Here is a 17,776-nt window from a genome sequence, read left to right as displayed (position 1 = left end):
GACAACAGTGGAGCTAGTAGATGGCAACTATCAACCAGCTGGTACGTCAGCCGCGTAAGCGTATCGTCGAGAAATCCGACGTACCTGCGCTGCAGAACTGCCCGCAACGTCGTGGCGTGTGCACCCGTGTGTACACCACCACGCCGAAAAAACCTAACTCGGCACTGCGTAAAGTATGCCGTGTGCGCCTGACCAACGGTTTCGAGGTTTCCTCGTACATCGGCGGTGAAGGCCACAACCTGCAAGAGCACAGCGTGGTACTGATCCGCGGCGGTCGTGTAAAAGACTTGCCAGGTGTTCGTTACCACACCGTTCGCGGCTCCCTGGATACCTCCGGCGTTAAAGGTCGTAACCAAGGTCGTTCGAAGTACGGTACCAAGCGTCCGAAGTAATGGCCGCTTGCAGCACATTGCAATTATCTATTTTTCTGAGTCGATAAGAGTAAGGTCGGGTCCCGCACCTCAGGGTGGGATGTCCCGAGCTAACCTGAAGACCGTTTGAGGGCTTATCCATGCCAAGAAGACGCGTAGCAGCCAAGCGCGAAGTGCTTGACGATCCAAAATACGGCAGCCAAATCCTGGCCAAGTTCATGAACCACGTGATGGAAAGCGGCAAGAAAGCCGTTGCCGAGCGTATCGTTTATGGCGCGCTGGACAAGGTTAAAGAACGTAAGAACAGCGACCCCCTGGAAATCTTCGAGAAAGCTCTCGACGCCATCGCTCCGCTGGTCGAAGTAAAGTCGCGCCGTGTAGGCGGTGCTACTTACCAGGTCCCGGTTGAAGTTCGTCCTTCCCGTCGTAACGCCCTGGCAATGCGCTGGCTGGTAGACTTCGCGCGCAAGCGCGGTGAAAAGTCGATGGCCCTGCGTTTGGCCGGCGAACTGTTGGACGCTGCCGAAGGCAAAGGTGCTGCAGTTAAGAAGCGTGAAGACGTTCACCGTATGGCTGAAGCCAACAAAGCGTTCTCGCACTACCGCTTCTAAATCCAGCGTCAATAATTTTGCGAGGGCTTTATGGCTCGTACAACTGATATCAAACGCTACCGTAACATCGGTATCGTTGCTCACGTGGACGCGGGTAAAACCACGACTACTGAGCGCGTCCTGTTCTACACAGGCGTGAACCACAAAATGGGCGAGGTGCATGATGGCGCCGCGACCATGGACTGGATGGTGCAAGAGCAGGAGCGGGGTATTACCATTACTTCCGCTGCTACTACTGCCTTCTGGGCTGGTTCGACCAAGCAGTTCGAGAAGCATCGCTTCAACATCATCGATACCCCCGGCCACGTTGACTTCACCATTGAAGTAGAACGTTCGCTGCGCGTACTCGACGGTGCTGTCGTTGTGTTCTGTGGTACTTCGGGCGTTGAGCCGCAGTCGGAAACCGTATGGCGTCAAGCCAACAAATACGGCGTCCCACGTCTGGTTTACGTCAACAAGATGGACCGTGCCGGCGCAAACTTCCTGCGCGTGATCGGTCAGATCAAGCAGCGTCTGGGCCACACTCCGGTGCCAATCCAGCTCGCTATCGGTTCGGAAGACAACTTCCAGGGCCAGATCGACCTGATGACCATGGAAGCCGTCTACTGGGACGACGCTGACAAGGGCATGGCTCCACGTCGCGAAGCTATCCCTGCAGAACTGCAGGAGCTGGCTGAAGAGTGGCGCAGCAACATGGTAGAGGCTGCTGCCGAAGCCAACGAAGACCTGATGAACAAGTACCTGGAAGGCGAAGAGCTGACGATCGAAGAGATCAAGTCTGCTCTGCGTCAGCGTACTATCGCTGGTGAAATCGTTCTGGCTGTCTGCGGTTCCTCGTTCAAGAACAAGGGCGTTCCCCTGGTTCTGGACGCCGTTATCGACTACCTGCCTGCCCCAATCGACATTCCTGCCATCAAGGGTTCCGACCCGGATGACGAGACTGTTGCCATGGAGCGTCATGCAGACGACAACGAGCCGTTCTCGGCTCTGGCGTTCAAGATCGCTACCGACCCATTCGTGGGTACCCTGACCTTCGCTCGCGTTTACTCGGGCGTGTTGAGCTCCGGCGACGGCGTGATCAACTCGGTCAAGGGCAAGAAAGAGCGTGTGGGTCGTATGGTGCAAATGCACGCAAACACCCGCGAAGAGATCAAGGAAGTACGCGCTGGCGACATCGCGGCCCTGATCGGCATGAAGGACGTCACCACTGGTGACACCCTGTGCTCCGCTGACAAGCCAATCATCCTGGTTCGCATGGACTTCCCGGAGCCGGTTATTTCGGTTGCCGTTGAGCCAAAAACCAAGGATGACCAGGAAAAAATGGGTATCGCACTGGGCAAACTTGCTCAGGAAGACCCTTCTTTCCGCGTCAAGACCGACGAAGAGACTGGTCAAACGATCATCTCGGGTATGGGCGAGTTGCACCTGGACATCCTGGTTGACCGGATGCGCCGTGAGTTCAACGTTGAAGCCAACATCGGTAAACCACAAGTTTCCTATCGTGAGAAGATCACGAAGGCTTGTGAGATCGAAGGCAAGTTCGTTCGCCAGTCCGGCGGCCGTGGCCAGTTCGGCCATTGCTGGATCCGTTTTGCTCCGGCAGAAGAGGGTCAGGAAGGTCTGGAGTTCGTGAACGAAGTAGTTGGTGGTGTGGTTCCTAAGGAATACATCCCTGCTATCCAGAAGGGCATTGAAGAGCAGATGAAGAACGGTGTTGTTGCCGGCTATCCGCTCATCGGCCTGAAGGCTACTGTGTTCGATGGCTCTTACCACGACGTCGACTCCAACGAGATGGCGTTCAAGGTGGCAGCCTCCATGGCGACCAAGCAACTGGCCTCGAAAGGTGGCGGTGTTGTTCTTGAGCCGATCATGAAGGTTGAAGTTGTAACACCTGAGGACTACATGGGCGACGTGATGGGTGACCTGAACCGTCGTCGCGGTCTGATCCAGGGTATGGAAGACACGGTTTCCGGCAAAGTTATCCGCGCCGAAGTTCCGTTGGGTGAGATGTTCGGTTATGCGACCGACGTCCGCTCCATGTCCCAGGGTCGCGCGAGCTACTCTATGGAATTCTCCAAATACTCCGAAGCTCCGTCGAACATCGTCGAAGCTATCGTTAAAAAACAAGGCTGATTCAGCCCTTTAGGCTAGGAGTTCACTGTCGTGGCTAAAGAAAAATTTGACCGTACCTTACCTCACGTAAACGTTGGCACCATCGGCCACGTTGACCACGGTAAAACCACCCTGACCGCTGCTCTGACTCGCGTCTGCTCCGAAGTTTTCGGTTCGGCCGTTGTTGAGTTCGACAAGATCGACTCGGCTCCAGAAGAAAAAGCGCGTGGTATCACCATCAACACCGCTCACGTTGAGTACAACTCGACTATTCGTCACTACGCTCACGTTGACTGCCCAGGTCACGCTGACTACGTGAAGAACATGATCACCGGTGCTGCCCAGATGGACGGCGCGATCCTGGTTTGCTCGGCCGCCGATGGTCCGATGCCACAAACCCGTGAGCACATCCTGCTGTCCCGTCAGGTTGGCGTTCCGTACATCGTGGTCTTCCTGAACAAGGCTGACCTGGTAGACGACGCTGAGCTGCTGGAACTGGTTGAGATGGAAGTTCGTGACCTGCTGTCGACCTACGACTTCCCAGGCGACGACACTCCGATCATCATCGGTTCGGCTCGTATGGCGCTGGAAGGCAAAGACGACAACGAAATGGGCACCACTGCCGTTCGTAAGCTGGTCGAAACTCTGGACACCTACATCCCAGAGCCAGAGCGCGCTATCGACAAGCCGTTCCTGATGCCGATCGAAGACGTATTCTCGATCTCGGGTCGTGGTACCGTGGTTACCGGTCGTATCGAGCGTGGCATCGTCCGCGTTCAAGACGCCCTGGAAATCGTTGGTCTGCGTGACACCACCACCACCACCTGCACCGGCGTTGAGATGTTCCGCAAGCTGCTGGACGAAGGTCGTGCTGGCGAGAACTGCGGCGTCCTGCTGCGTGGTACCAAGCGTGACGACGTTGAGCGTGGCCAGGTTCTGGTCAAGCCAGGTTCGGTCAAGCCGCACACCAAGTTCACCGCAGAAGTCTACGTTCTGTCGAAAGAAGAAGGCGGTCGTCACACTCCGTTCTTCAAAGGCTACCGTCCTCAGTTCTACTTCCGTACCACTGACGTGACCGGTAACTGCGAACTGCCGGAAGGCGTTGAAATGGTAATGCCAGGCGATAACATTCAGATGACTGTTACCCTGATCAAGACCATCGCAATGGAAGACGGCCTGCGTTTCGCTATCCGTGAAGGCGGTCGTACCGTCGGCGCTGGCGTCGTAGCCAAAATCATCGAGTAATCGATGATCGCTTGAAAAAGGCCCCCGCTTTTGCGGGGGCTTTTTTATTGGGTTGACACCCAGTCAGGCGGTCTATAGAATCACGCCTCCTTTTAACGGGCGTAGTGCGCCCGGTGGGAATAGCAGCCTGGAGTCTGAAATCCAATGCAAAATCAGCAAATCCGTATCAGGTTGAAGGCTTTTGACCATCGCCTGATCGACCAATCCACCCAGGAAATCGTGGAAACCGCGAAACGTACTGGTGCTCAAGTGCGTGGTCCAATTCCACTGCCTACTCGCAAAGAGCGGTTCACCGTTCTGGTCTCCCCGCACGTCAACAAAGACGCGCGTGACCAGTACGAGATCCGTACTCATAAGCGCGTTCTGGACATCGTCCAGCCAACGGATAAAACCGTTGATGCGCTGATGAAGCTTGATCTTGCGGCAGGTGTGGAAGTGCAGATCAGCCTCGGCTAAGACAGGGTCTTAGTCGTGTAACGCTCTGAAATGGGCGGCCATAGCGGGTGAAAGCCCCGTACACTCATGAGGTTTACAACATGACTATTGGTGTAGTCGGTCGAAAATCCGGTATGACCCGTATTTTCACCGAAGAAGGTGTCTCCATTCCGGTCACGGTCATTGAGATCGAGCCGAATCGCGTCACCCAGTTCAAAACTGAAGAGACCGATGGCTATCGTGCAGTGCAAGTCACTGTAGGTGAGCGTCGTGCTTCGCGTGTGACTGCTGCTCAAGCAGGTCACTTCGCTAAAGCGAACGTTGCCGCTGGTCGCGGTGTCTGGGAATTCCGTCTTGAAGACGGCGAGTACCAGGCTGGCGACTTGATCAATGCTGAAATCTTCGCTGCAGGCCAACTGGTAGACGTTACCGGTCAGTCCAAGGGTAAAGGCTTTGCCGGTACCATCAAGCGTTGGAATTTCCGCGGTCAAGATAACACCCACGGTAACTCCGTTTCCCACCGCGTCCCTGGCTCTATCGGCCAGTGCCAGACTCCTGGTCGTGTATTCAAGGGCAAAAAAATGTCCGGTCATATGGGCGCTGAGCGCGTGACCGTGCAGTCCCTGGAAGTTGTGCGCGTCGACGCTGAACGCAATCTGCTGCTCGTCAAGGGTGCTGTTCCTGGCGCTACTGGCGGCAACCTGGTTGTGCGTCCGGCAGCCAAGGCTCGCGGTTAAGGGGAAGCTGAAATGCAATTGAATGTAAATGACGCTCAAGCGATCGAAGTTTCCGAACTGACTTTCGGCGGCGAGTTCAACGAGACGCTGGTTCACCAAGCAGTCGTGGCCTACATGGCTGGCGGCCGTCAAGGTAGCAAGCAGCAAAAAACCCGTTCCGACGTTTCCGGTGGCGGCAAGCGCCCATGGCGTCAGAAAGGTACTGGCCGTGCTCGTGCCGGTACCATCCGTAGCCCAATCTGGCGCGGCGGCGGTACCACCTTTGCAGCGCGTCCTCAGGACCACTCGCAAAAGCTGAACAAGAAGATGTACCGCGCTGCCCTGCGCTCCATCCTTGCTGAGCTGGTACGTACCGATCGTCTGGTCGTGGTTCAGGACTTCGCTGTTGAAGCTCCAAAAACCAAAGACCTGCTGAACAAGCTGAACGGCATGGGTCTGACTGACGTCCTGATCGTGTCTGACGCTGTTGATCAGAACCTGTACCTGGCTGCTCGCAACCTGCCTCACGTCGACGTACGTGACGTGCAAGGTTCCGATCCAGTTAGTCTGATCGCATACGACAAGGTGTTGATCACCGTGTCGGCCGTGAAGAAATTCGAGGAGCTGCTGGGATGAACCAGGAACGCGTATTTAAAGTTCTGCTTGGCCCGCACGTTTCCGAGAAGGCTACGGTTCTGGCAGACAAAAAAGGTCAGTTCGTTTTCAAGGTTGCTACTGATGCAACCAAGCTGGAAATCAAGAAGGCCGTCGAAAGCCTGTTCAGCGTGAAAGTAGAGCGTGTGACTACCCTGAACGTTCTGGGTAAAAGCAAGCGCACTGCTCGCGGTCTGGGCAAGCGTAATGACTGGAAGAAGGCAGTTATCTCCCTTCAGCCAGGCCAAGATCTCGATTTCAGCAGCAGTGCTGAGTAAGGAAGGGGTGCATCATGGCAATCGTTAAATGCAAACCGACTTCCCCTGGCCGCCGTTTTGTGGTCAAGGTGGTCAACCAGGAGCTGCACAAAGGCGCTCCTCACGCACCGCTGCTCGAGAAAAAATCGAAGTCTGGTGGTCGTAACAACAATGGCCGCATCACTACTCGTCACGTAGGTGGTGGTCACAAGCAGCATTACCGTCTGGTCGACTTCCGTCGCAACGACAAGGATGGCATCGCTGCCACCGTCGAGCGTATCGAATACGATCCAAACCGTACTGCTCACATCGCACTGCTGCTGTACGCAGACGGCGAGCGCCGCTACATCATCGCCCCTAAAGGCGTGAGTGCTGGCGACCAGCTGATCGCAGGCGCTCTGGCTCCAATCAAGCCAGGCAACTCCCTGCAACTGCGCAACATCCCAGTGGGTAGCACCATTCACGGCATCGAACTGAAGCCGGGCAAAGGTGCTCAAATCGCTCGTTCCGCTGGTGCCTCGGCTCAGCTGATCGCTCGCGAAGGTGTCTATGTGACCCTGCGTCTGCGCTCTGGTGAAATGCGTAAAGTCCTGGCTGAATGCCGTGCGACCCTGGGTGAAGTCTCGAACTCCGAGCACAGCCTGCGTTCGCTGGGTAAAGCTGGTGCCAAACGCTGGCGTGGCGTTCGCCCAACCGTTCGTGGTGTTGCCATGAACCCGGTTGACCACCCACATGGTGGTGGTGAAGGTCGTACCTCCGGTGGTCGTCATCCGGTATCGCCATGGGGCTTCCCGACTAAGGGCGCGAAGACTCGTGGTAATAAGCGTACCGACAAAATGATCGTCCGTCGTCGCAAGTAAATAGAGGGATACGACAGTGCCACGTTCTCTGAAAAAAGGTCCTTTTATTGATCTTCACCTACTGAAGAAGATCGAAGTGGCGGCGGAAAAGAACGATCGCAAACCAGTTAAGACCTGGTCGCGTCGTTCGATGATCCTGCCACAAATGGTCGGTCTGACCATCGCAGTACACAACGGTCGTCAGCACGTCCCCGTTCTCGTGAACGAAGACATGGTCGGCCACAAACTGGGCGAGTTCGCCGGTACCCGCACTTATCGCGGGCACGTGGCTGACAAGAAAGCCAAGCGTTAAGGGGTAAGGAAATGGAAGTAGCCGCTAAGTTGTCGGGCGCTCGAATCTCCGCCCAGAAAGCCCGCTTGGTCGCCGACCAGATCCGCGGGAAGAAGGTGGGCGAAGCGCTCAACCTGCTGGCTTTTAGCAGTAAAAAAGCCGCGGAAATCATCAAGAAAGTGCTGGAGTCGGCCGTAGCCAACGCCGAGCACAACGAAGGCGCAGACGTTGATGACCTGAAGGTCAGCACCGTTTTCGTCAACGAAGGGCGTTCGCTGAAGCGCATCATGCCGCGTGCCAAAGGCCGCGCTGATCGCATCGTCAAGCGGTCTTGCCATATCACTGTCAAGGTTGCTGACAAGTAACGGAGTCGATCAGATGGGTCAGAAAGTACATCCCATTGGCATTCGCCTGGGAATCGTCAAGGAGCACACCTCCGTCTGGTACGCAGACGGTCGGACTTATGCGGACTACTTGTTCGCAGATCTGAAGGTGCGTGAGTATCTCCAAGACAAACTAAAAAGCGCGTCCGTAAGCCGTATCGATATCCATCGTCCGGCTCAAACTGCACGCATCACCATCCACACCGCTCGTCCTGGTATCGTTATTGGGAAGAAAGGTGAAGATGTTGAGAAACTGCGTCAGGACCTGACCAAGCAGATGGGTGTGCCTGTGCACATCAATATCGAAGAAATCCGCAAGCCGGAACTCGACGGTATGCTGGTTGCCCAGAGCGTAGCTCAGCAGCTGGAGCGTCGCGTAATGTTCCGTCGCGCTATGAAGCGCGCCGTACAGAACGCAATGCGCATTGGTGCCAAAGGCATCAAGATCCAAGTGAGCGGTCGTCTCGGCGGTGCTGAAATCGCACGTACTGAATGGTATCGCGAAGGTCGTGTGCCACTGCACACCCTGCGTGCCGACATCGACTATGCCAACTACGAAGCTCACACCACTTACGGTGTGATCGGTGTGAAGGTTTGGATTTTCAAAGGCGAAGTAATTGGTGGTCGCCAAGAAGAACTGAAACCACAAGCACCAGCGCCTCGTAAAAAAGCTGCTAAGTAAGGGGTACGCCAAATGTTGCAACCTAAGCGTACGAAGTTCCGCAAGCAGATGACTGGCCACAACCGTGGCCTGGCACTGCGCGGTAGCAAAGTCAGCTTCGGCGAGTTCGCCTTGAAAGCTGTTGCCCGCGGTCGTCTCACCGCCCGTCAGATCGAGTCGGCACGTCGTGCTCTGACCCGTCACGTAAAACGTGGCGGCAAGATCTGGATCCGTGTATTCCCGGACAAGCCGATCTCCAAGAAGCCTCTCGAAGTGCGGATGGGTAAAGGTAAAGGTTCCGTCGAGTACTGGGTTGCCCAGATTCAGCCAGGCAAAGTCCTGTACGAAATCGAGGGTGTTTCTGAAGAGCTGGCGCGTGAGGCATTCGCCTTGGCAGCTGCAAAGCTGCCTCTCGCCACCTCCTTTGTTAAGCGGACGGTGATGTGATGAAAGCGAATGAACTTCGTGAAAAATCAGCACAGCAACTGAACGAGCAATTGCTCGGCTTGCTGCGCGACCAGTTCAATCTGCGTATGCAGAAAGCAACTGGCCAGTTGGGGCAGTCTCACCTGCTCTCGCAAGTTAAGCGTGACATCGCTCGCGTGAAAACTGTGCTCAACCAGCAGGCAGGTAAGTGATCATGGCTGAAGCCGAAAAAACCGTCCGTACGCTGACTGGCCGTGTTGTCAGCGACAAGATGGACAAGACCATCACCGTATTGATCGAGCGTCGCGTTAAGCACCCGATCTACGGTAAATACGTTAAGCGTTCGACTAAGCTGCACGCGCACGACGAAACCAACCAATGCCACATCGGCGACAAAGTTTCGATTCGTGAAACTCGTCCGCTGGCCAAGACTAAGTCCTGGGCACTGGTTGAAGTTCTCGAACGCGCTGTGGAAGTCTAAGGGCTAGGGGTCGGAGAAATTATATGATTCAGACTCAATCCATGCTCGATGTGGCCGATAACAGCGGCGCTCGTCGCGTTATGTGCATCAAGGTGCTGGGTGGCTCGCATCGTCGTTACGCTGGTATCGGTGACATCATCAAAGTTACCGTGAAGGAAGCAATTCCTCGCGGTAAGGTGAAAAAAGGCCAAGTGATGACTGCTGTCGTAGTCCGCACTCGCCACGGTGTTCGTCGCGCTGACGGCTCCATTATCCGCTTTGATGGCAACGCTGCTGTTCTGCTGAACAACAAGCAAGAGCCGATCGGCACCCGTATCTTTGGGCCAGTGACCCGTGAACTTCGTACTGAGAAGTTCATGAAGATCGTCTCGCTCGCCCCAGAAGTGCTGTAAGGAGATCCGACATGCAAAAGATTCGTCGTGACGACGAGATCATCGTGATCGCCGGCAAAGACAAAGGTAAGCGCGGTAAGGTGCTGAAGGTGCTCGCTGACGACCGTCTGGTCGTTGGTGGGATCAACCTGGTGAAGCGTCATACCAAGCCTAACCCGATGTCGGGCGTACAGGGCGGTATCGTCGAGAAAGAAGCGCCTCTGCACGCTTCCAACGTCGCCATTTTCAACGGCGAAACCAACAAGGCTGACCGCGTTGGTTTCAAAGTAGAAGAAGGCAAAAAAATTCGTGTCTTCAAGTCGACCCAAAAAGCGGTTGATGCTTGAACACTGCTAGGTAGAAGACCATGGCACGACTGAAAGAGATTTATCGGAAGGAAATCGCTCCCAAGCTTAAGGAAGAACTTAAGCTGGCGAACGTGATGGAAGTTCCGCGCGTTACCAAAATCACCCTGAACATGGGTCTGGGCGAAGCGATCGGCGACAAAAAAGTCATCGAGCACGCTGTTGCCGACATGGAAAAAATCACCGGCCAGAAGGCTGTCGTTACTTACGCTCGTAAGTCGATTGCAGGCTTCAAGGTCCGTGAGGGCTGGCCGATTGGCGTCAAGGTTACCCTGCGTCGCGATCGTATGTACGAATTCCTGGACCGCCTGCTGGCGATCTCCCTGCCTCGGGTACGCGACTTCCGCGGCCTGAATGCCAAGTCCTTCGATGGTCGTGGCAACTACAGCATGGGCGTGAAAGAGCAGATCATTTTCCCGGAAATCGATTACGACAAGATCGATGCTCTGCGCGGTCTGGACATTACCCTGACCACCACTGCTCGTTCGGATGAAGAAGGCCGCGCTCTGCTGCGTGCTTTCAACTTCCCGTTCCGCAACTGATTGGAGTAGGAAAATGGCCAAGAAGAGCATGAAGAACCGTGAGCTGAAGCGTCAGCTGACGGTAGCAAAATACGCCAAGAAGCGTGCTGAGCTGAAAGCTATCATCGTGAATCTGAACGCAAGTGACGAAGACCGTTGGAATGCTTCCGTAGCTCTGCAGAAGCAGCCACGTGACGCAAGCGCCTCGCGCATGCGTAACCGCTGCCGCATCACTGGTCGTCCACACGGCGTTTACCGCAAGTTCGGCCTGGGCCGTAACAAGCTGCGTGAAGCAGCAATGCGCGGTGACGTACCAGGTCTGGTTAAAGCCTCCTGGTAAGCCGTACTCCCAAAGTCCTGGCGGGCAGCTGAGCAATCAGCCGACCGCCGGTGACCTTGAGATCGAATCAAGCCCCTCACGGGGCTTGATTCATTTCTGGGGTATGTCTAGAATGACCGGCTCGCCTGAGCCTGGGTTTTCGGACCGCAGTCTGCTCGGCGACGTAGTAGCCGCAAGGTTAAAATTTTCTGTAACAGGAGCGTCTAGCCCATGAGTATGCAGGACCCGTTAGCGGACATGCTAACTCGAATCCGTAATGCCCAGATGGCTGAAAAGTCCGTCGTAAGCATGCCGTCTTCCACGTTGAAGGTAGCTGTAGCCAAAGTTCTGAAGGACGAAGGTTATATCGCGGGTTATCAGGTAAGCAGCGAAGCAAAACCGTCGCTTTCCATCGAGCTGAAGTACTTCGAAGGCCGTCCAGTCATCGAAGAAGTCAAACGCGTAAGTCGTCCAGGTCTGCGTCAGTACAAGTCCGTCGATGAGCTGCCAAAAGTTCGTGGCGGTCTCGGCGTATCCATCGTCTCCACCAACAAAGGTGTGATGACGGATCGTGCTGCGCGCGCTGCCGGTGTCGGCGGCGAAGTTCTTTGCACAGTGTTCTAAGGGGGGATAAGCATGTCTCGCGTCGCTAAGAACCCCGTAAAGCTGCCGGCTGGTGTCGAAGTCAAATTCGTCGGCCAACAGCTTTCGGTGAAGGGTGCCAAGGGCACTCTGGAACTGAATGTTCACTCGTCCGTTGAAGTCGTTGAAGAAGCTGGTGAGCTGCGTTTCGCTGCTCGCAATGGCGATCAACAGACCCGTGCAATGGCCGGTACCACTCGTGCCCTGGTCAACAACATGGTGCAAGGCGTAAGCCAAGGCTTCGAGCGCAAGCTCCAGCTGGTCGGTGTTGGTTACAAGGCACAAGCAAAAGGCACAGTGCTGAACCTGGCTCTCGGCTTCTCGCACCCAGTGGACTACGAACTGCCGGAAGGCATCACCGCTGAGACTCCTAGCCAGACCGATATCCTGATCAAGGGCATCGACAAGCAGCTGGTGGGTCAAGTGGCCGCTGAAATCCGCGATTTCCGTCCACCAGAGCCTTACAAAGGTAAGGGTGTGCGTTACGCGGACGAAGTCGTCCGTCGTAAAGAAGCCAAGAAGAAGTAGGGCATAGCAAATGACCGACAAAAAAGTTACTCGACTGCGTCGCGCTCGCAAAGCACGCCTGAAAATGCACGAACTCGAAGTCGTGCGTCTCTGCGTGTTCCGCTCTTCGCAGCACATCTATGCCCAGGTCATCTCGGCCGACGGCAGCAAAGTCCTGGCAAGCGCCTCGACTTTGGACAAAGAACTGCGTGATGGCGCCACTGGCAACATCGACGCGGCCACTAAGGTTGGCCAGCTGGTCGCTTCGCGTGCGAAAGCCGCAGGCGTCTCGCAGGTGGCTTTCGACCGCTCTGGCTTCAAGTACCACGGCCGCGTGAAAGCGCTGGCTGATGCTGCTCGTGAAGCTGGGCTGGAGTTCTAAGTTATGTCAAATAACGACCAAAAGCGCGACGAAGGCTACATTGAGAAGCTGGTTCAAGTTAACCGCGTAGCCAAAACCGTTAAAGGCGGCCGTATCTTCACCTTCACCGCGTTGACCGTGGTTGGTGATGGTAAAGGCCGTGTAGGCTTCGGCCGTGGCAAGTCGCGTGAAGTGCCTGCTGCGATCCAGAAGGCTATGGAAGCTGCTCGTCGCAACATGATTCAAGTGGACCTGAACGGTACCACCCTGCAGTACGCCCTGAAATCCGCCCACGGCGCTTCGAAGGTCTACATGCAGCCTGCTTCTGAAGGTACCGGCATCATCGCCGGCGGCGCAATGCGTGCCGTACTGGAAGTTGCTGGTGTTCAGAACGTCCTGGCCAAGTGCTACGGTTCGACCAACCCAGTGAACGTGGTACACGCCACCTTCAAGGGTCTGAAAACCATGCAATCCCCGTCGTCCATTGCTGCCAAGCGCGGCAAGAGCGTTGAGGAGATCGTCTGATCATGGCTACCGTTAAAGTTACGCTGATCAAAAGCATGACCGGCCGCATCCCTAACCACAAACTGTGCGTTAAGGGTCTGGGTCTGCGTCGCATCGGTCACACTGTAGAAGTCCAGGATACTCCCGAGAACCGCGGGATGATCAACAAGGCTTACTACATGCTGCGCGTTGAGGGCTAATCGATGAAACTCAATGATCTGAGTCCAGCGCCGGGTTCCCGTCGCGAAAAGCATCGTCCGGGCCGTGGTATCGGTAGCGGTTTGGGTAAGACTGGTGGCCGTGGTCACAAAGGTCAGACCTCCCGCTCCGGTGGCACCATCGCTCCAGGCTTTGAAGGCGGTCAACAGCCGCTGCACCGTCGTCTGCCGAAGTTCGGCTTCGTTTCCCTGAAAGCCATGGACCGCGCAGAAGTGCGTCTGTCCGAGCTGGCCAAAGTGGAAGGCGACGTGGTAACCGTTCAGTCCCTGAAGGACGCCAACGTGATTAACCAGAACGTTCAGCGTGTGAAAATCATGCTGTCGGGCGAAGTTACTCGCGCTGTCACCATCAAGGGCATCGCAGCCACCAAAGGTGCGCGTGCGGCTATCGAAGCAGCTGGCGGCAAGTTCGAGGAATAAATGGCTAAGCAAGGTGCTCTCTCAGCGCTAGGCAAAGGCGGGTTGTCCGAACTCTGGGCTCGTCTGCGTTTCCTGTTCCTGGCGATTATCGTCTACCGAATCGGCGCGCACATCCCAGTTCCAGGTATCAACCCGGACCGTCTGGCGGACCTGTTTCGACAGAATGAGGGGACCATTCTTAGCTTGTTCAACATGTTTTCCGGCGGCGCGCTGGAACGTATGAGCATCTTTGCACTGGGGATCATGCCGTACATCTCGGCATCGATCATCATGCAACTGATGACCGTCGTCAGCCCGCAGCTGGAGCAGTTGAAGAAGGAAGGTGAAGCTGGCCGTCGCAAGATCAGCCAGTACACCCGCTACGGCACCGTCATCCTGGCTTTGGTTCAAGCAACTGGCATGGCCATTGGCTTGGCCAACCAGGGTGTTTCGTTCTCTGCTGGCATTAGCTTCTATTTCGTTGCGGTCTCCACGTTTGTGGCGGGTGCAATGTTCATGATGTGGCTGGGCGAGCAGATTACCGAGCGCGGTGTTGGCAACGGTATCTCGATGTTGATTTTTTCGGGTATCGTCGCCGGTCTTCCGAGAGCAGTCGGGCAGTCTTTCGAGTCTGCGCGTCAGGGTGATATCAACATTTTCGCCCTGGTAGCTGTCGGTGTGCTGGCAGTAGCGATTATCGGCTTCGTGGTGTTCATCGAGCGTGGTCAGCGTCGTATTGCTGTTCACTACGCCAAGCGTCAGCAGGGCCGCAAGGTTTTCGCTGCGCAGACGAGCCACTTGCCGCTGAAAGTGAACATGGCGGGCGTCATTCCTGCTATTTTCGCGAGCAGCATTTTGCTGTTCCCGGCTTCGCTGGGTGCCTGGTTCGGTCAGTCTGCTGGTATGGGCTGGCTGCAGGATCTCTCGCAGTCGATCGCTCCTGGTCAGCCGTTGAATATTCTGCTGTTTAGTGCAGGGATTATTTTCTTCTGCTTCTTCTATACGGCGTTGATGTTCAATCCGAAAGACGTAGCGGAAAACCTGAAGAAGTCCGGTGCCTTTATTCCGGGCATCCGTCCTGGCGAGCAGTCGGCGCGCTACATTGATGGCGTTCTGACCCGTTTGACCATGTTCGGTGCTCTCTACATGACGGCCGTCTGTCTGCTTCCCCAGTTCCTGGTGGTCGCGGCAAACGTACCGTTCTACCTTGGCGGGACCTCGTTGCTGATCGTGGTAGTGGTTGTGATGGACTTCATGTCCCAAGTACAATCGCACCTCGTTTCACACCAGTACGAATCCCTGATGAAGAAAGCCAACCTGAAGGGCTACGGCAGCAGCAGCTTGCTGCGCTGAAGACCCATAAGGTTCGAGGAGTTGGTGATGAAAGTTCGTGCATCGGTGAAAAAGCTGTGCCGCAACTGCAAAATTATTCGCCGCGAAGGTGTCGTTCGAGTAATTTGCAGCGCGGAACCACGTCACAAACAGCGCCAAGGCTGAGTGTGATCTGTGCTACAAGCCCAGCAGCTAGTGCGCTGCTGGGTTGATTATTTTGTATTACAGCGATATTATCTCGCGCCCCATTTCTTGGCTTCCGGGGCGTAGGTAGCTGTCAATTGGAGTCCCACTGAATGGCCCGTATTGCAGGCGTCAACATTCCAGATAACAAGCACACTGTTATCTCGCTGACCTACATCTATGGTGTTGGTCGCACAACTGCACAGAAGATCTGTGCAGACACTGGGGTCAACCCAGCCGCAAAGATCAAGGATCTGAGCGACGAGCAGATTGAACAGCTGCGTGGCGAAGTGGCGAAGTTCACCACTGAAGGTGATCTGCGCCGCGAAATCAACATGAAAATCAAGCGCTTGATGGATCTGGGCTGCTACCGTGGCCTGCGTCATCGTCGTGGTCTTCCAGTGCGCGGTCAGCGTACCAAGACCAACGCGCGTACCCGTAAAGGTCCGCGTAAGCCGATCCGCAAGTAATCGCACCAGCGAATCGACAGGAATTTAGTCATGGCAAAACCTGCTGCTCGTCCTCGTAAAAAAGTAAAAAAGACAGTGGTTGATGGCATCGCCCACATCCACGCGTCTTTCAACAACACCATCGTGACCATTACCGATCGTCAAGGTAACGCCCTGTCCTGGGCTACTTCCGGCGGTTCGGGTTTCCGCGGTTCTCGCAAGTCCACCCCGTTCGCTGCTCAAGTAGCTGCTGAACGTGCTGGTCAAGCTGCGCTGGAATATGGCCTGAAAAACCTCGACGTAAACGTCAAAGGTCCAGGTCCAGGTCGTGAATCCGCTGTCCGTGCTTTGAACGGCTGTGGCTACAAGATCGCCAGCATCACCGACGTGACGCCAATCCCGCATAACGGGTGCCGTCCGCCGAAGAAGCGCCGCGTGTAATTCAGGAGACGATAGATAATGGCTCGTTACATTGGTCCAAAATGCAAACTGGCTCGTCGTGAAGGCACTGACCTGTTCCTGAAAAGTGGCGTTCGCGCTCTGGAATCGAAGTGCAATATCGAAGCAGCCCCAGGTATCCACGGCCAGCGCCGTGGTCGCCAGTCCGACTACGGCACCCAACTGCGTGAAAAGCAGAAGGTCCGTCGTATTTACGGCGTTCTCGAGCGTCAGTTCAGCGGTTACTACAAAGAAGCAGCCGGCAAGAAAGGCGCTACTGGTGAGAACCTGCTGCAACTGCTCGAATGCCGTCTGGACAACGTCGTTTACCGTATGGGCTTCGGCGCTACCCGTGCCGAGTCCCGCCAGCTGGTTTCGCACAAAGCGATCAGCGTTAATGGCAAGACTGTAAACGTTCCGTCCTACCAGGTTCGTCAGGGTGACGTGGTCGCGGTTCGCGAGAAATCGAAGAACCAGCTGCGCATCGTTCAGGCCCTTGAGCTGTGCGCCCAGCGTGGCCGCGTTGAGTGGGTAGACGTTGACACTGAGAAGAAGTCGGGCGTTTTCAAGAACGTTCCAGTTCGCAGTGATCTGTCCGCCGACATCAACGAAAGCCTGATTGTCGAGCTCTACTCCAAGTAAGGGCTAGAAAATAGGTGCATCCATGCAGATTTCGGTAAATGAGTTCCTGACGCCCCGCCACATTGATGTGCAGGTCGTCAGTCCAACCCGCGCTAAAATTACGCTCGAGCCTCTCGAGCGTGGTTTCGGCCATACCCTGGGCAACGCGCTGCGCCGCATCCTGTTGTCCTCAATGCCCGGCTGTGCAGTAGTCGAGGCCGAGATTGACGGTGTGCTCCACGAGTACAGCGCCATCGAAGGTGTACAGGAAGACGTAATCGAAATCCTGTTGAACCTGAAAGGTCTGGCTATCAAGCTGCACGGTCGTGACGAAGTTACGCTGACCTTGTCGAAGAAGGGTTCGGGGGTGGTTACCGCTGCCGATATTCAGCTGGATCATGATGTCGAGATCGTTAACCCCGATCACGTAATCGCCAACCTGGCGTCTAACGGCGCCTTGAACATGAAGCTCGTTGTAGCTCGTGGTCGTGGTTATGAACCGGCCGATTCGCGTCAGAGCGATGAAGACGAAAGCCGCAGCATTGGTCGCTTGCAGCTCGACTCTTCGTTCAGCCCGGTTCGCCGTATCGCATACGTGGTGGAAAACGCCCGTGTCGAACAGCGTACCAACCTGGACAAGCTGGTAATTGATCTGGAAACCAACGGTACCCTGGATCCTGAAGAGGCTATCCGTCGCGCCGCAACCATCCTGCAACAGCAGCTGGCTGCGTTCGTGGACCTCAAAGGTGACAGCGAACCTGTTGTAATCGAGCAAGAAGATGAGATCGACCCGATCCTGCTTCGCCCGGTTGACGATCTGGAACTGACTGTACGTTCGGCTAACTGCCTTAAGGCGGAAAACATTTACTACATCGGCGACCTGATTCAGCGTACCGAAGTAGAACTGTTGAAGACTCCGAACCTGGGCAAGAAATCCTTGACTGAAATCAAGGACGTTCTGGCCTCCCGCGGTCTGTCCCTCGGCATGCGCCTCGACAACTGGCCGCCTGCAAGTCTTAAGAAGGACGACAAGGCGACTGCCTGATCGTCGTAATCACCGAAC

At 55.6% G+C, this 17,776-nt stretch carries 31 protein-coding genes; all 31 read left to right on the top strand.

Annotation, left to right across the window (positions count from 1 at the left end):
* Positions 1-20 precede the first annotated feature (20 nt).
* The 31 genes from rpsL (at position 21) to AC0SZ7_RS29885 (ending at position 17,758) form a co-directional block, all read left to right on the top strand.
* Positions 21-392: a 30S ribosomal protein S12 gene (gene rpsL / locus AC0SZ7_RS30035; RefSeq protein WP_003186084.1), complete on the top strand. Its 372-nt coding sequence runs from the start codon at positions 21-23 to the stop codon at positions 390-392.
* A gap of 119 nt (positions 393-511) precedes the next feature.
* Complete coding sequence (rpsG, locus tag AC0SZ7_RS30030; protein ID WP_010490886.1) at positions 512-982, top strand: 30S ribosomal protein S7; 471 nt, start codon at positions 512-514, stop codon at positions 980-982.
* Positions 983-1,012: 30 nt separating this feature from the next.
* A complete protein-coding gene (gene fusA / locus AC0SZ7_RS30025; RefSeq protein WP_475507741.1) occupies positions 1,013-3,115 on the top strand; it encodes an elongation factor G in 2,103 nt (700 codons plus the stop codon).
* A gap of 30 nt (positions 3,116-3,145) precedes the next feature.
* The gene (gene tuf / locus AC0SZ7_RS30020; RefSeq protein ID WP_475507740.1) at positions 3,146-4,339 is read left to right on the top strand and encodes an elongation factor Tu; all 1,194 of its coding nucleotides are present in this window, start codon (positions 3,146-3,148) and stop codon (positions 4,337-4,339) included.
* Positions 4,340-4,483: 144 nt separating this feature from the next.
* Entirely contained in the window at positions 4,484-4,795 is a 312-nt protein-coding gene (gene rpsJ / locus AC0SZ7_RS30015) for a 30S ribosomal protein S10 (protein ID WP_003186070.1), read from the top strand.
* Positions 4,796-4,875: 80 nt separating this feature from the next.
* On the top strand, positions 4,876-5,511 hold the full coding sequence (gene rplC, locus AC0SZ7_RS30010) for a 50S ribosomal protein L3 (RefSeq protein WP_457358152.1): 636 nt from the start codon (positions 4,876-4,878) through the stop codon (positions 5,509-5,511).
* A gap of 12 nt (positions 5,512-5,523) precedes the next feature.
* Positions 5,524-6,126, top strand: a complete 603-nt coding sequence (gene rplD, locus AC0SZ7_RS30005) for a 50S ribosomal protein L4 (RefSeq protein WP_008374167.1) — start codon at positions 5,524-5,526, stop codon at positions 6,124-6,126.
* On the top strand, positions 6,123-6,422 hold the full coding sequence (rplW, locus tag AC0SZ7_RS30000; protein ID WP_002555488.1) for a 50S ribosomal protein L23: 300 nt from the start codon (positions 6,123-6,125) through the stop codon (positions 6,420-6,422). Before rplD ends, rplW begins: the two co-directional genes overlap by 4 nt.
* A 14-nt stretch (positions 6,423-6,436) precedes the next feature.
* Complete coding sequence (gene rplB / locus AC0SZ7_RS29995) at positions 6,437-7,261, top strand: 50S ribosomal protein L2 (RefSeq protein ID WP_008374163.1); 825 nt, start codon at positions 6,437-6,439, stop codon at positions 7,259-7,261.
* 16 nt (positions 7,262-7,277) lie between these two features.
* Complete coding sequence (gene rpsS / locus AC0SZ7_RS29990) at positions 7,278-7,553, top strand: 30S ribosomal protein S19 (RefSeq protein WP_002555486.1); 276 nt, start codon at positions 7,278-7,280, stop codon at positions 7,551-7,553.
* An 11-nt stretch (positions 7,554-7,564) separates the two neighbouring features.
* Positions 7,565-7,897, top strand: coding sequence for a 50S ribosomal protein L22 (gene rplV, locus AC0SZ7_RS29985; RefSeq protein ID WP_003210077.1), 333 nt, complete (start codon positions 7,565-7,567; stop codon positions 7,895-7,897).
* A gap of 13 nt (positions 7,898-7,910) precedes the next feature.
* A complete protein-coding gene (gene rpsC / locus AC0SZ7_RS29980; RefSeq protein WP_003176422.1) occupies positions 7,911-8,597 on the top strand; it encodes a 30S ribosomal protein S3 in 687 nt (228 codons plus the stop codon).
* 12 nt (positions 8,598-8,609) lie between these two features.
* The gene (gene rplP, locus AC0SZ7_RS29975) at positions 8,610-9,023 is read left to right on the top strand and encodes a 50S ribosomal protein L16 (RefSeq protein WP_003255479.1); all 414 of its coding nucleotides are present in this window, start codon (positions 8,610-8,612) and stop codon (positions 9,021-9,023) included.
* Positions 9,023-9,214: a 50S ribosomal protein L29 gene (gene rpmC, locus AC0SZ7_RS29970; protein WP_002555481.1), complete on the top strand. Its 192-nt coding sequence runs from the start codon at positions 9,023-9,025 to the stop codon at positions 9,212-9,214. The genes rplP and rpmC overlap by 1 nt, the downstream gene beginning before the upstream one ends.
* Before the next feature lie 2 nt (positions 9,215-9,216).
* Complete coding sequence (gene rpsQ / locus AC0SZ7_RS29965) at positions 9,217-9,483, top strand: 30S ribosomal protein S17 (RefSeq protein ID WP_008374160.1); 267 nt, start codon at positions 9,217-9,219, stop codon at positions 9,481-9,483.
* A 23-nt stretch (positions 9,484-9,506) separates the two neighbouring features.
* Positions 9,507-9,875: a 50S ribosomal protein L14 gene (rplN, locus tag AC0SZ7_RS29960; RefSeq protein WP_002555479.1), complete on the top strand. Its 369-nt coding sequence runs from the start codon at positions 9,507-9,509 to the stop codon at positions 9,873-9,875.
* Positions 9,876-9,886: 11 nt separating this feature from the next.
* Positions 9,887-10,201, top strand: coding sequence for a 50S ribosomal protein L24 (gene rplX / locus AC0SZ7_RS29955; RefSeq protein WP_008374158.1), 315 nt, complete (start codon positions 9,887-9,889; stop codon positions 10,199-10,201).
* Between the two features lie 20 nt (positions 10,202-10,221).
* Positions 10,222-10,761 carry a 50S ribosomal protein L5 gene (gene rplE, locus AC0SZ7_RS29950; protein ID WP_475507739.1) on the top strand — a complete coding sequence of 180 codons (540 nt, stop codon included), beginning with the start codon at positions 10,222-10,224 and terminating at the stop codon, positions 10,759-10,761.
* 13 nt (positions 10,762-10,774) lie between these two features.
* Positions 10,775-11,080, top strand: coding sequence for a 30S ribosomal protein S14 (rpsN, locus tag AC0SZ7_RS29945; RefSeq protein ID WP_249679520.1), 306 nt, complete (start codon positions 10,775-10,777; stop codon positions 11,078-11,080).
* A gap of 210 nt (positions 11,081-11,290) precedes the next feature.
* Positions 11,291-11,683, top strand: coding sequence for a 30S ribosomal protein S8 (gene rpsH, locus AC0SZ7_RS29940; RefSeq protein WP_475507738.1), 393 nt, complete (start codon positions 11,291-11,293; stop codon positions 11,681-11,683).
* Between the two features lie 12 nt (positions 11,684-11,695).
* Positions 11,696-12,229 (top strand): 50S ribosomal protein L6, encoded by a 534-nt coding sequence (gene rplF, locus AC0SZ7_RS29935; RefSeq protein ID WP_043861928.1) that lies wholly within the window; start codon positions 11,696-11,698, stop codon positions 12,227-12,229.
* A 10-nt stretch (positions 12,230-12,239) separates the two neighbouring features.
* Positions 12,240-12,590 (top strand): 50S ribosomal protein L18, encoded by a 351-nt coding sequence (gene rplR / locus AC0SZ7_RS29930; RefSeq protein ID WP_008374147.1) that lies wholly within the window; start codon positions 12,240-12,242, stop codon positions 12,588-12,590.
* Positions 12,591-12,593: 3 nt separating this feature from the next.
* Positions 12,594-13,094: a 30S ribosomal protein S5 gene (rpsE, locus tag AC0SZ7_RS29925; protein ID WP_416427118.1), complete on the top strand. Its 501-nt coding sequence runs from the start codon at positions 12,594-12,596 to the stop codon at positions 13,092-13,094.
* A gap of 2 nt (positions 13,095-13,096) precedes the next feature.
* Positions 13,097-13,273: a 50S ribosomal protein L30 gene (gene rpmD / locus AC0SZ7_RS29920; RefSeq protein WP_003176408.1), complete on the top strand. Its 177-nt coding sequence runs from the start codon at positions 13,097-13,099 to the stop codon at positions 13,271-13,273.
* 3 nt (positions 13,274-13,276) lie between these two features.
* Positions 13,277-13,711 (top strand): 50S ribosomal protein L15, encoded by a 435-nt coding sequence (gene rplO / locus AC0SZ7_RS29915; protein WP_010220318.1) that lies wholly within the window; start codon positions 13,277-13,279, stop codon positions 13,709-13,711.
* Positions 13,712-15,043 carry a preprotein translocase subunit SecY gene (gene secY, locus AC0SZ7_RS29910; protein WP_475507737.1) on the top strand — a complete coding sequence of 444 codons (1,332 nt, stop codon included), beginning with the start codon at positions 13,712-13,714 and terminating at the stop codon, positions 15,041-15,043.
* Positions 15,044-15,070: 27 nt separating this feature from the next.
* Positions 15,071-15,187 (top strand): 50S ribosomal protein L36, encoded by a 117-nt coding sequence (gene rpmJ, locus AC0SZ7_RS29905; protein WP_002555468.1) that lies wholly within the window; start codon positions 15,071-15,073, stop codon positions 15,185-15,187.
* 131 nt (positions 15,188-15,318) lie between these two features.
* Complete coding sequence (gene rpsM / locus AC0SZ7_RS29900; protein WP_008374135.1) at positions 15,319-15,675, top strand: 30S ribosomal protein S13; 357 nt, start codon at positions 15,319-15,321, stop codon at positions 15,673-15,675.
* A gap of 30 nt (positions 15,676-15,705) precedes the next feature.
* Positions 15,706-16,095 carry a 30S ribosomal protein S11 gene (rpsK, locus tag AC0SZ7_RS29895; RefSeq protein ID WP_002555466.1) on the top strand — a complete coding sequence of 130 codons (390 nt, stop codon included), beginning with the start codon at positions 15,706-15,708 and terminating at the stop codon, positions 16,093-16,095.
* An 18-nt stretch (positions 16,096-16,113) separates the two neighbouring features.
* Positions 16,114-16,734: a 30S ribosomal protein S4 gene (gene rpsD / locus AC0SZ7_RS29890; protein WP_475507736.1), complete on the top strand. Its 621-nt coding sequence runs from the start codon at positions 16,114-16,116 to the stop codon at positions 16,732-16,734.
* A 22-nt stretch (positions 16,735-16,756) separates the two neighbouring features.
* Positions 16,757-17,758, top strand: coding sequence for a DNA-directed RNA polymerase subunit alpha (locus tag AC0SZ7_RS29885; protein ID WP_007924176.1), 1,002 nt, complete (start codon positions 16,757-16,759; stop codon positions 17,756-17,758).
* Positions 17,759-17,776 lie beyond the last annotated feature (18 nt).

Source organism: Pseudomonas sp. JC1203, assembly GCF_056175065.1.
This window is presented reverse-complemented; position numbering and strand designations above follow the sequence as displayed.

Coding starts and splice junctions, on each gene's coding strand:
- rpmJ (WP_002555468.1), top strand. CDS start 15,071: ATGAAAGTTCGTGCATCGGTGAAAAAGCTGTGCCGCAACTGCAAAATT.
- rpsN (WP_249679520.1), top strand. CDS start 10,775: ATGGCCAAGAAGAGCATGAAGAACCGTGAGCTGAAGCGTCAGCTGACG.
- rplC (WP_457358152.1), top strand. CDS start 4,876: ATGACTATTGGTGTAGTCGGTCGAAAATCCGGTATGACCCGTATTTTC.
- rpsM (WP_008374135.1), top strand. CDS start 15,319: ATGGCCCGTATTGCAGGCGTCAACATTCCAGATAACAAGCACACTGTT.
- rpsD (WP_475507736.1), top strand. CDS start 16,114: ATGGCTCGTTACATTGGTCCAAAATGCAAACTGGCTCGTCGTGAAGGC.
- rpsH (WP_475507738.1), top strand. CDS start 11,291: ATGAGTATGCAGGACCCGTTAGCGGACATGCTAACTCGAATCCGTAAT.
- rplW (WP_002555488.1), top strand. CDS start 6,123: ATGAACCAGGAACGCGTATTTAAAGTTCTGCTTGGCCCGCACGTTTCC.
- rplN (WP_002555479.1), top strand. CDS start 9,507: ATGATTCAGACTCAATCCATGCTCGATGTGGCCGATAACAGCGGCGCT.
- rplF (WP_043861928.1), top strand. CDS start 11,696: ATGTCTCGCGTCGCTAAGAACCCCGTAAAGCTGCCGGCTGGTGTCGAA.
- fusA (WP_475507741.1), top strand. CDS start 1,013: ATGGCTCGTACAACTGATATCAAACGCTACCGTAACATCGGTATCGTT.
- rplB (WP_008374163.1), top strand. CDS start 6,437: ATGGCAATCGTTAAATGCAAACCGACTTCCCCTGGCCGCCGTTTTGTG.
- rpsL (WP_003186084.1), top strand. CDS start 21: ATGGCAACTATCAACCAGCTGGTACGTCAGCCGCGTAAGCGTATCGTC.
- rplD (WP_008374167.1), top strand. CDS start 5,524: ATGCAATTGAATGTAAATGACGCTCAAGCGATCGAAGTTTCCGAACTG.
- rplO (WP_010220318.1), top strand. CDS start 13,277: ATGAAACTCAATGATCTGAGTCCAGCGCCGGGTTCCCGTCGCGAAAAG.
- secY (WP_475507737.1), top strand. CDS start 13,712: ATGGCTAAGCAAGGTGCTCTCTCAGCGCTAGGCAAAGGCGGGTTGTCC.
- rplV (WP_003210077.1), top strand. CDS start 7,565: ATGGAAGTAGCCGCTAAGTTGTCGGGCGCTCGAATCTCCGCCCAGAAA.
- rpsJ (WP_003186070.1), top strand. CDS start 4,484: ATGCAAAATCAGCAAATCCGTATCAGGTTGAAGGCTTTTGACCATCGC.
- rpmC (WP_002555481.1), top strand. CDS start 9,023: ATGAAAGCGAATGAACTTCGTGAAAAATCAGCACAGCAACTGAACGAG.
- rplR (WP_008374147.1), top strand. CDS start 12,240: ATGACCGACAAAAAAGTTACTCGACTGCGTCGCGCTCGCAAAGCACGC.
- rpsG (WP_010490886.1), top strand. CDS start 512: ATGCCAAGAAGACGCGTAGCAGCCAAGCGCGAAGTGCTTGACGATCCA.
- rpsK (WP_002555466.1), top strand. CDS start 15,706: ATGGCAAAACCTGCTGCTCGTCCTCGTAAAAAAGTAAAAAAGACAGTG.
- rpmD (WP_003176408.1), top strand. CDS start 13,097: ATGGCTACCGTTAAAGTTACGCTGATCAAAAGCATGACCGGCCGCATC.
- AC0SZ7_RS29885 (WP_007924176.1), top strand. CDS start 16,757: ATGCAGATTTCGGTAAATGAGTTCCTGACGCCCCGCCACATTGATGTG.
- rplX (WP_008374158.1), top strand. CDS start 9,887: ATGCAAAAGATTCGTCGTGACGACGAGATCATCGTGATCGCCGGCAAA.
- rplE (WP_475507739.1), top strand. CDS start 10,222: ATGGCACGACTGAAAGAGATTTATCGGAAGGAAATCGCTCCCAAGCTT.
- rpsC (WP_003176422.1), top strand. CDS start 7,911: ATGGGTCAGAAAGTACATCCCATTGGCATTCGCCTGGGAATCGTCAAG.
- rplP (WP_003255479.1), top strand. CDS start 8,610: ATGTTGCAACCTAAGCGTACGAAGTTCCGCAAGCAGATGACTGGCCAC.
- rpsQ (WP_008374160.1), top strand. CDS start 9,217: ATGGCTGAAGCCGAAAAAACCGTCCGTACGCTGACTGGCCGTGTTGTC.
- rpsE (WP_416427118.1), top strand. CDS start 12,594: ATGTCAAATAACGACCAAAAGCGCGACGAAGGCTACATTGAGAAGCTG.